9 protein-coding genes are annotated in these 9,391 nt (G+C 71.2%); 5 read left to right on the plus strand and 4 right to left on the minus strand.

All coding sequences use genetic code 11. The features are described 5' to 3' along the window. Positions 1-52 precede the first annotated feature (52 nt). The 3 genes from AOK03_RS30265 to AOK03_RS30275 all read right to left on the minus strand — a co-directional run bounded on the left by AOK03_RS30265 (position 53) and on the right by AOK03_RS30275 (position 3,939). Complete coding sequence (locus tag AOK03_RS30265; protein ID WP_055568559.1) at positions 53-631, minus strand: TerD family protein; 579 nt, start codon at positions 629-631, stop codon at positions 53-55. Between the two features lie 177 nt (positions 632-808). Then, positions 809-2,962 carry an excinuclease ABC subunit UvrB gene (gene uvrB / locus AOK03_RS30270; protein WP_055568553.1) on the minus strand — a complete coding sequence of 718 codons (2,154 nt, stop codon included), beginning with the start codon at positions 2,960-2,962 and terminating at the stop codon, positions 809-811. 95 nt (positions 2,963-3,057) lie between these two features. Next, positions 3,058-3,939, minus strand: coding sequence for an MHYT domain-containing protein (locus AOK03_RS30275; RefSeq protein ID WP_055568554.1), 882 nt, complete (start codon positions 3,937-3,939; stop codon positions 3,058-3,060). Between the two features lie 275 nt (positions 3,940-4,214). Between AOK03_RS30275 and AOK03_RS30280 the strand changes: the two genes are divergently transcribed. The 3 genes from AOK03_RS30280 to AOK03_RS30290 all read left to right on the plus strand — a co-directional run bounded on the left by AOK03_RS30280 (position 4,215) and on the right by AOK03_RS30290 (position 7,087). Continuing rightward, positions 4,215-5,105, plus strand: coding sequence for a glycerophosphodiester phosphodiesterase (locus tag AOK03_RS30280; protein WP_055568555.1), 891 nt, complete (start codon positions 4,215-4,217; stop codon positions 5,103-5,105). Positions 5,106-5,144: 39 nt separating this feature from the next. After that, a complete protein-coding gene (locus AOK03_RS30285) occupies positions 5,145-5,699 on the plus strand; it encodes a methylated-DNA--[protein]-cysteine S-methyltransferase (protein WP_055568560.1) in 555 nt (184 codons plus the stop codon). Between the two features lie 125 nt (positions 5,700-5,824). Continuing rightward, complete coding sequence (locus tag AOK03_RS30290; protein WP_055568556.1) at positions 5,825-7,087, plus strand: MFS transporter; 1,263 nt, start codon at positions 5,825-5,827, stop codon at positions 7,085-7,087. A gap of 19 nt (positions 7,088-7,106) precedes the next feature. On the opposite strand, the gene AOK03_RS30295 is transcribed toward AOK03_RS30290, so the two are convergent. Next, a complete protein-coding gene (locus tag AOK03_RS30295; protein WP_055568557.1) occupies positions 7,107-7,472 on the minus strand; it encodes a cupin domain-containing protein in 366 nt (121 codons plus the stop codon). A gap of 108 nt (positions 7,473-7,580) precedes the next feature. On the opposite strand from AOK03_RS30295, the gene AOK03_RS30300 reads away from it, so the two are divergent. Both AOK03_RS30300 and AOK03_RS30305 read left to right on the plus strand, forming a co-directional pair. Continuing rightward, positions 7,581-8,486, plus strand: a complete 906-nt coding sequence (locus AOK03_RS30300) for a pseudouridine-5'-phosphate glycosidase (RefSeq protein WP_055568558.1) — start codon at positions 7,581-7,583, stop codon at positions 8,484-8,486. A gap of 74 nt (positions 8,487-8,560) precedes the next feature. Continuing rightward, the coding region (locus AOK03_RS30305) for a carbohydrate kinase family protein (RefSeq protein WP_055568561.1) at positions 8,561-9,391 on the plus strand (831 nt) is incomplete at its 3' end.

The following is a 9,391-nucleotide window of genomic DNA, read 5'->3' on the forward strand; positions in this document are numbered from 1 at the left end:
GTGGTGCCGGTTGCGCTTGTGGTGCCGGTTGCGCTTGTGGTGCTCGTCGCGGCTACAGGTGCGGCAGGATCGACGGCATCAGGTCCTGGAACGTACGGCCGTTGGCCGGGTTGCCGATGGCCGTCATCTGCCAGCCCGCGCCCGCCCGGTGGACCTTCGCCATGATCTGCGCGGTGTACTGACCGCCGCCGTCGAGGGTGTAGCGCGCGAGCTCCTGGCCGTTGGTCTCGTCGACCAGGCGGCAGAACGCGTTCTGCACCTCCTGGAAGGTCTGGCCGGTGAACGAGTTCACCGTGAAGACGATCTGGTCGATGTGGACGGGGATCCGCTGGAGGTCGACGAGGATCGCCTCGTCGTCCCCGCCCTGGCCGACGCCGCCCACGAGGTTGTCACCGGTGTGCCGCACGGAGCCGTCGTCGCTGACCAGGTGGCGGAAGAACACGACGTCCACCGGCTGCTTGTCGGCGAACAGCACCGCCGAGGCGTCCAGATCGACCTCACGGGTCCGCGAGCCGAACAGCCCGCGGCGCGGAGCCGCCTGCCACCCGAGTCCCATGCGCACCGCGGTCAGGGCGCCCCCGTCGTTCTTCTGCAGGCTGATGGCCTGACCCTTGGTCATGTTGACCGTCACGCGCTGTCCCCTCTCGAACTGCCTGGGCAACCGCCTCTTGCGGTTGCCCAGCACCCTATGCACTCCGACCTGCGAGGCAGCAATCCGGGCCGCACTTTGTGGCGGTCTTGCAACAGACCGGGCAGTACGCCGTTCCTCGGGCCCCAGACGTGCTTCCAGGGCCCTCTCGTCACGGCCTCAGGCCTGGCCCGCCTCCCGCATCTGCCGCAGTTCCTTCTTCATCTCCGACACCTCGTCGCGCAGCCGGGCGGCGATCTCGAACTGCAGGTCGGCGGCGGCCGCGCGCATGCGCTCGGTCATCTCGTCGATCTGCTCGGCCAGTTCGGCCGCGGGACGGTCGGTCGGGACGGTCTCCGCGCCCTTCTTGCCCTTGGCCTTGCTCTTGGCGGGCGCCGCTGCCTTTGCCGTCTTGGCCGCCTCGCCGCCGAGCGAGGGCACCGGGGCCTTGCCGGCCTTCGCCTTGCGGTAGTCGGAGCCGAGGAGCTGCTCGGTGTCGACCTCCTCGCGGGCGATCTGCGACACGATGTCGTTGATCTTCTTGCGGAGGGGCTGCGGGTCGATGCCCCTCTCCTTGTTGTACGCGATCTGCTTCTCGCGGCGGCGGTTGGTCTCCTCGATGGCCTTCTCCATCGCCGGGGTGATCTTGTCGGCGTACATGTGGACCTGACCGGACACGTTGCGCGCCGCGCGGCCGATGGTCTGGATCAGGGAGGTGCCGGAGCGCAGGAAGCCCTCCTTGTCGGCGTCGAGGATCGCCACGAGCGAGACCTCGGGCAGGTCGAGGCCCTCGCGGAGGAGGTTGATGCCGACCAGGACGTCGTACTCACCGGCGCGCAGTTCGCGCAGGAGCTCCACGCGGCGCAGGGTGTCGACGTCGCTGTGCAGATAGCGGACCTGGATTCCGAGCTCCAGGAAGTAGTCCGTGAGGTCCTCGGCCATCTTCTTGGTGAGCGTGGTGACCAGGACGCGCTCGTCCTTCTCGGTGCGCGTGCGGATCTCGTGCACGAGGTCGTCGATCTGGCCCTCGGTGGGCTTGACGACGACCTCGGGGTCGACGAGGCCGGTGGGGCGGATGATCTGCTCGACGAAGCCGTCGCCGCGCGAGAGCTCGTACTTCCCCGGGGTCGCAGAGAGGTAGACCGTCTGGCCGATGCGGCCGAGGAACTCCTCCCACTTCAAGGGGCGGTTGTCCAGCGCGGAGGGCAGCCGGAAGCCGTGGTCGACCAGGGTGCGCTTGCGGGAGGCGTCACCCTCGTACATCGCGCCGATCTGGGGGACCGTGACGTGCGACTCGTCGAGGACCAGGAGGAAGTCCTCCGGGAAGTAGTCGAGGAGGGTGTTGGGGGCGGTGCCGGGCGCGCGGTCGTCGAAGTGCATCGAGTAGTTCTCGACGCCGGAGCAGGAGCCGATCTGGCGGAGCATCTCCAGGTCGTACGTCGTGCGCATGCGCAGGCGCTGGGCCTCCAGCATCTTGCCCTGCTTCTCCAGCTCGGCGAGGCGCTCGGTGAGCTCCTTCTCGATGCCGGTGACGGCCTTCTCCAGGCGCTCGGGACCCGCTACGTAGTGCGATGCCGGGAAGACGTACAGGTGGTCGTCGTCGCTGATGACCTCGCCGGTGAGCGGGTGCAGGGTGGAGAGCGCCTCGATCTCGTCACCGAACATCTCGATGCGGACGGCGAGCTCCTCATAGACCGGGAAGATCTCGATGGTGTCGCCGCGGACGCGGAAGGTGCCGCGGGTGAACGCCAGGTCGTTGCGCGTGTACTGGATGTCGACGAAGCGGCGCAGGAGCTGGTCGCGGTCGATCTCCTCGCCGACCTTCAGGGGCACCATGCGGTCCACGTACTCCTGCGGGGTGCCGAGGCCGTAGATGCAGGAGACGGAGGCGACCACGACCACGTCGCGGCGGGTCAGCAGCGAGTTCGTGGCGGAGTGGCGCAGGCGCTCCACCTCCTCGTTGATCGAGGAGTCCTTCTCGATGTACGTGTCCGACTGCGGAACGTACGCCTCCGGCTGGTAGTAGTCGTAGTACGAGACGAAGTACTCGACGGCGTTGTTCGGCAGGAGCTCGCGGAACTCGTTCGCCAGCTGGGCGGCCAGTGTCTTGTTCGGCGCCATCACGAGGGTGGGGCGCTGGAGCTTCTCGATCATCCACGCGGTGGTGGCCGACTTGCCGGTGCCGGTCGCGCCGAGCAGGACGACATCCTTCTCACCTGCACGGATGCGCCGCTCAAGGTCGGCGATGGCGGTCGGCTGGTCGCCGCTGGGCTGGTACGGACTGACGACCTCGAAAGGCGCCATCGTGCGTTCGATCTTGGATACGGGCCGCATGGAATCCACCGTACGACCCCGCACTGACAACCGGGCGGGACCGGCCGGTCAGCGGCGCCCCGGCCCGGGTCCCGGCCGGTCCGCCGGAAGCCCGCTCACCAGTTCTGCGGGGTGCGGGAGCCGGGGCGGGTGCGGGACCGGGGCCGGGTCCTGCGGCGGGCGGGCACGTGGCGGTCGCCGGAGCGCGGGACGGGGTAGGACTGCCGGGACCGGTTGCCGTTCGCGGGGTTCCTGACGTCCGCCTGGCCGCCCATCACCATGAGCGGGTCGAACATGACGATGACGCCCGCGAGGAGCAGGAAGGCGAGCGGCCCGATCATCATGGGCGCGAGGATCTCGGCGGGCGAGTCGCCGGGCGGCGCGGCGCCCGAGCCGTGCAGATGGACGCTGAGCCCCGCCATGCCCATGTAGTGCATGCCGCTCACGGCCAGCCCCATGACGAGGCTCGCGCCGAGGCTCCACAGGATTCCTCTGACCTGCCCGGCCGCCCAGAGCGCGGCGGTCGCGGCGACCATGGCGATCACCACGGACGCGGCGACGGTCAGCGTGTTGTACTCCAGCGTCCCGCGAAGACGCATACCGGCCATTCCCAGGTAGTGCATCGTCGCGACGCCGAGTCCCGTGATCGTCCCGCCGGTGAAGAGGGCGGTGCCCGTCGCGCCGCGGTAGCCGACGATGAAGATGCCGATGCCGACCATGACGATGGCGACGGCGAGGCTCGCGAAGGTGAGCGGCTTGTCGTAGTGGATCGGGGCTTCCTCGACGGTGAAGCCCATCATCGCCACGAAGTGCATGGTCCAGATGCCGGAGCCGATCGCGGCCGAGCCGAGCGCCAGCCAGCCGAGCCGCCAGGAGTGTGCGACGAGGAGCGATCTGGTCGTACAGCGCAGTCCGAGCGCTCCTCCCAGACACGCCATGAGGTAGGCCACTACCGGTGTGACGACTCCGTAGCTGAACCCGTCGACCGTGCCCTGCATGCGCGGAAGCCCTTCCTCCTGTTGTGCCCGAATGCCCGGAAAACGTCCCATGCACCCCCTGCCGGTGGCCATCTGAAAGGCCGTCGGCTGAGGCAGAGAGTAAAGCTCGCCCCGGAACCTGCGAACGATTTTCCGGCAAAGAATCGCCATCTCCACGCGCGGGGTCCTCGTCGGTGATGACTCCGTTCAACCTGTGGCCATCCTGCACCTGTCTCCCGTTGGCCGTGGACTGTCACTTTGGAGCGGTCCGCGATCACACGACGCGAGGAGTACCCGTGTACGCACGTGCTGCCGCCACCACCGCTGCCCTTCTGGGAGCCGGTGCACTCGTCCTCCCCACCGCCACCGCCACCGCCCAGACCCCGGCGCCGAGCGCCGCCGGGCACGACCGCCCGCTCGTCGTCGCCCACCGCGGCGCCTCGGCCTACGCCCCGGAGAACACGTTCGCGGCCATCGACAAGGCCCGCGACATGGGGTTCCGCTGGGTGGAGAACGACGTCCAGCGCACCAAGGACGGTGAGCTGGTGATCGTGCACGACGACACCCTGAAGCGGACGACGAACGTCGAGGAGGTCTTCCCCGACCGCGCCCCGTGGAAGGTCGCGGACTTCACGGCGGCGGAGATAGCGAAGCTCGACGCGGGCAGCTGGTTCAGCCCGAAGTACGCAGGCCAGCGGGTGCCGACCCTGAAGCAGTACATGCGGAGGGTGTCGCACAACCACCAGAAGCTGGTCTTCGAGTTCAAGAAGCCCGAGCTGTACCCGGGCATCGAGGAGCAGGGCCTGCGGATCCTGCGCAACGAGGGCTGGCTCGACAAGCACCACGTGAAGAGCAAGCTGGTCATCCAGAGCTTCAGTGCGGACAGTGTGAAGACGGTGCACAAGCTGCGCCCCGACGTGAAGACCGGCTTCCTCGGTACTCCCTCGGTCGCCGAGCTGCCCGAGTACGCGCGGTTCGCCGATCAGATCAACTCGACGCACACGTCCATCTCGGCCGCCTACGTCTCCGCGATCCACGCCCTCAAGGGCCCGCACGGCAAGCCGCTGGAAATCTTCACGTGGACCGTCAACGACGCCCCGGGCGCCAAGCGGGCGGCGGGCTTCGGTGTGGACGGGATCATCACGAACACGCCCGACGTCGTGCGCAAGGCGCTGCGCGAGGACTGACGGCCCGCGTTGTCAGTGGGCGGTCGTACCGTGGTCGACATGAACGCCATGGCACAGGACGGGCGTGCGGCCGTGTGGGCCGTCGTCGACAGCGACATCGGCCCACTGCTGCTCGCCGCGACCGACGAGGGCCTGGTCACCGTGGGCTTCCATGCCACGGACACGGTGCGCGACAAGGCCCTGGACCGGCTCGGCTCCCGCCTCGGCACCGAGCCGGTCCACACGCCGGACTCCCCTCTGCTCACCGAGCCGATGCGCGAGCTCGGGGAGTACTTCGCGGGCGAGCGGCACGACTTCGGGCTGCCGCTCGACTGGTCCCTGGTCACCGGCTTCAACCGCCAGGTGCTGCGCGAGCTCGCCTCCGGCGTGCCGTACGGCGCCGTGGTGGGCTATGGGGACCTCGCCCGCCGCGTCGGCAGCCCGGGCGCGGCCCAGGCCGTGGGCCTCGCGATGGGCGCCAATCCGCTGCCGATCGTGGTGCCGTGCCACCGCGTGGTGGAGAGCGACGGCGGAATCGGGGGCTTCGGGGGCGGCCTGGAGACCAAGCGGCACCTGCTCGCGCTGGAAGGGGTGCTCCCCCGGCCACTGTTCTGACGGTCTATCGCTATGGCCGTTTCGCGATCCGGCCGTTTCGTGTTCTGGCCGCTTCCCGCCCTGACCGTTTCCTGTTCTGGCAACTCCCTGTTCCAGGTTTGCGAACGCCCTGACACACTGCGTCAGTGACTTCGACCGTCGACGCCCCTGACATACCCGGCCCGGAGGCGCTGCCCGCCCTGCGTCGCCGCACGAACGCGGTACTGATCGCCAGCCAGATCCTGGGCGGCCTCGGAGTGCCGATCGGCATCGCCCTGGCCCCGATGCTGGCCACCGACGTGAGCGGGACCGAGGCGCTGTCCGGTCTCGCGCCGACGGCCTCCGTGGCGGGCACGGCCCTTCTGTCGCTGCCGCTGGCCGCGCTGATGAACTCGCGCGGACGGCGTGCCGGGCTCGTCATGGCGTATGTGATCGGTGCGCTGGGCGCGGGAATCGTCGTGCTCGCCTCGGTCGTCGAGAGCTTCGCCCTGCTGCTGCTCGGCATGGCGGCCTTCGGCGCGGGCTCGCTGGCGACCCTGCAGGCGCGGTTCGCCGCGGCCGACCTCGCGGAGCCCGACCGGCGCGGGCGGGCCATCTCCCACGTCATCTGGGCCACGACCATCGGCTCCGTGCTGGGACCGAACATCTCCGCGCCCGCGAGCCGGGTCTTCACCGACACCTCCATCTCCAAGGAGGCCGGTCCCTTCCTCTTCGCCGCCGGGATCTTCGCGGTGGCCGCCGTGGTGGTGGCGGTGCTGCTGCGGCCCGATCCGCTGCTCACGGCCCGCGCGCTGGCGCCGCAGGAGAGCGGGACTGCGCAGAGCCGCTCACTGAAGGCCGGGATCGCGGCGGTGGCCGCCTCGCCGATGGCGCGCCTCGCCCTGGTGACGGTGGCCGCCTCGCACACCGTGATGGTCTCGATCATGGTGATGACCCCGGTCGACCTGGGGCATCACGGCGCGGACCTGCAGCTGGTCGGGCTGGTCATCAGCGGCCACATCGCGGGCATGTACGCGTTCTCGCCGGTGATGGGCTGGCTCGCCGACCGGTTCGGCAGGCTCTCCGTGATCGGGCTCGCGGTGGGGCTGCTGTGCTGCGCCGCGCTGCTGGCCGGTACGGCGGGGCCCAGCCACGGCCAGACCGCCGCGGGGCTCTTCCTGCTGGGCCTCGGCTGGTCCGCCGGGCTGGTCGCCGGCTCGGCGCTGCTCACCGACTCGGTGCCGCAGCCCGCCCGGGCGGCCGTGCAGGGCCTCTCGGACCTGACGATGAACGCGGCGGCGGGCATCGGCGGCGCCGCCGCGGGGCTCATCGTCGCGCGGGCGAGCTACGGCTGGCTCAACCTGGTCGGCGTCTGCGTGCTGCTGCCGATGGCCGCGCTCGCCGTCCTCCGGGCGCTCAAGAAGGCGTGAGAGAAGGTGCGCGGCGCGGTCACGGGAGCGTGATGTGGTACGCCTTGCGCAGCGTCTCGTGCACGGTCCAGGTGGTGCGGTCGCCCTCGCGCAGCACGGCGGCGTCGCCCGGTCCGACCTCCAGGGTGTCGCCGCCCTCGACCTCGACGGTGGCGCGGCCGCTGACGACCACGAAGAGTTCGTTGGCCTCGGTGTCGGTGACCACGCCCGGTGTGATCTGCCAGATGCCGCGCAACTGCTTGCCGTCGGCGGACTCCCACAGCACCTTGCCGGTCACCACTGGGTCTCCGGAGACGATCTGCGCCGGGTCGAGCGGCTCGACCTCCAGCTCAACATCCGGAATGTGAACGGCAAAAGACGAAACAGTCTGATCATTCGTGGTCATGGCCGGTCACCCTAGCCCGGGGCCGTGAGGCCCCCTGCCAGCGGGGGTTTGCCGGGTGGCGCCGCCTGCCAGGGATGAGGGGAGACCCGACAGGCAGGAGGCAGGCCCGTGCTGGTGGTGTCCGAAGAGGTGCGGACGGCGGTCGCGGAGCGACGCCCCGTGGTGGCTCTGGAGTCGACGATCATCGCGCACGGCCTGCCACGGCCGCGCAACCTCCAGGTGGCCGAGGAGCTCGAAGCTGTCGTACGGGACGAGGGCGCCGTCCCCGCGACGATCGCCGTACTGGACGGCGCCCCCTGTGTCGGCCTGACCAAGGATCAGCTGCAGCGCGTCGCGCACGAGGACGGCATCCGCAAGCTGGGCCACCGCGATCTGCCCCTCGCCGTCGCGACGGCCGCGAGCGGGGCCACGACGGTGTCGGCGACGGCGCTGCTGGCCGCCCGCGCGGGAGTGCGGGTGTTCGCCACGGGCGGGCTCGGCGGGGTCCACCGGCAGTGGACGCAGGCGCAGGACGAGTCGGCCGATCTCGGGCTGCTCGCCCGCACCAGGATCGCGGTGGTGTGCGCGGGCGTGAAGTCGATCCTGGACGTCGGGGCGACGCTGGAGCGGCTGGAGACGCTGGGCGTCGCCGTGGCGGGGTACGGGACCGACCGCTTCCCGGGCTTCTACCTCGCCGACTCCGGGCATCCGGTCGACTGGACGCTGCACACGCCCGACGAGGTCGCCGAGGTGATACGGGCCCAGGACGCACTCGGCGGCCCCGACGCGGCGCTGATCGTGGCCAATCCGGTGCCGCGTGCCGAGCAGCTCGATCCGGCGCTCCACGCGCGCGTGCTCGCCGAGGCGCTGGAGGCGTGCGAGGAGCGGGGCATCACGGGGCAGGCGATCACGCCCTTCCTGCTGGGGGAGCTGGTGCGGCGCACCGAGGGCGCGTCGCTGGAGGCCAATCTCGCGGCGGTCCGCGGCAACGTCCGGCTCGCGGGGCGGATCGCGACGGCCTGGGCCGGACGTTGAGCGTCTGGGCGGCCGACGGTCCGGGCGCCGAGGACCCCGGCACGGACCCGTCGCCGGGCGCGGCCCCCGGTGCCCTGCTGGTCGTCGGGGACGTCGTCACCGACATCGTGGCCCGGCACCGGACCGCGCTCGCACCGGGCACCGACACGGCCGCGGTCATCCGCACCGTGCCGGGCGGCGCGGGCGCCAATGTGGCCTGCTGGGCCGCGCATCGGGGCAGCCGCGACGTACGGCTCGTCGGCCGGGTCGGCGCCGACTCGGCGGCATGGCACGAAGCCGCCCTCACGCGCGCGGGGGTGCGGCCCCGGCTCGTCGTCGATGCCGGGGCGCCGACAGGGACGGTGATCTGCCTGGTGGACGGGGGCGCCGCGGCGGAGCGGACGTTCCTCACGGACAGCGGCGCCTCGCTGCGCCTCTCCCCCGCCGACTGGTCGCCCCGGGACCTCGACGGCGTGGCCCTGCTGCACCTCTCCGGCTATCTGTTCTTCGCCGAGCCGAGCCGGGCGGCCGCCCGCGCGGCGCTGGCGGCCGCCCACGCGCGCGGGGTGCCGGTGAGCGTGGATCCCGCGTCGGCGGGGTTCCTCGCGGAGACGGGGGCGGAGCGGTTCCTGTCGGCGGTGGACGGGGTGGCCGTACTGCTGCCGAGCCGGGACGAGGCGGAGCTGCTCACCGGGCTGCCCGACCCGGCGGACGCGGCGTCGAAGCTGAGCCACCGCTTCCCGGCCGTGGTGGTCAAGCTGGGCGCGGAGGGCGCGCTGGTGGCCCAGGACGGCCAGGTGCTGGGCCGGGTCCCCGCGCCGCCCGCGCGGGCGAGCGACTCGACGGGGGCGGGCGATGCGTTCACCGGCGCGTTCCTCGCCGCGCGGCTGGCCGGGGCGGGACTCCACGAGGCGGCGGCGGAGGGG

The sequence above is a fragment of the Streptomyces atriruber genome, from assembly GCF_001418325.1.
Lineage (GTDB): Bacteria > Actinomycetota > Actinomycetes > Streptomycetales > Streptomycetaceae > Streptomyces > Streptomyces atriruber.

What these genes read in the sequence shown, in the direction of transcription:
- AOK03_RS30295 (WP_055568557.1), bottom strand. Translation starts at nt 7,472, where the DNA reads ATGACCACGAATGATCAGACTGTTTCGTCTTTTGCCGTTCACATTCCG.
- uvrB (WP_055568553.1), bottom strand. Translation starts at nt 2,962, where the DNA reads ATGCGGCCCGTATCCAAGATCGAACGCACGATGGCGCCTTTCGAGGTC.
- AOK03_RS30285 (WP_055568560.1), top strand. Translation starts at nt 5,145, where the DNA reads ATGAACGCCATGGCACAGGACGGGCGTGCGGCCGTGTGGGCCGTCGTC.
- AOK03_RS30275 (WP_055568554.1), bottom strand. Translation starts at nt 3,939, where the DNA reads ATGCAGGGCACGGTCGACGGGTTCAGCTACGGAGTCGTCACACCGGTA.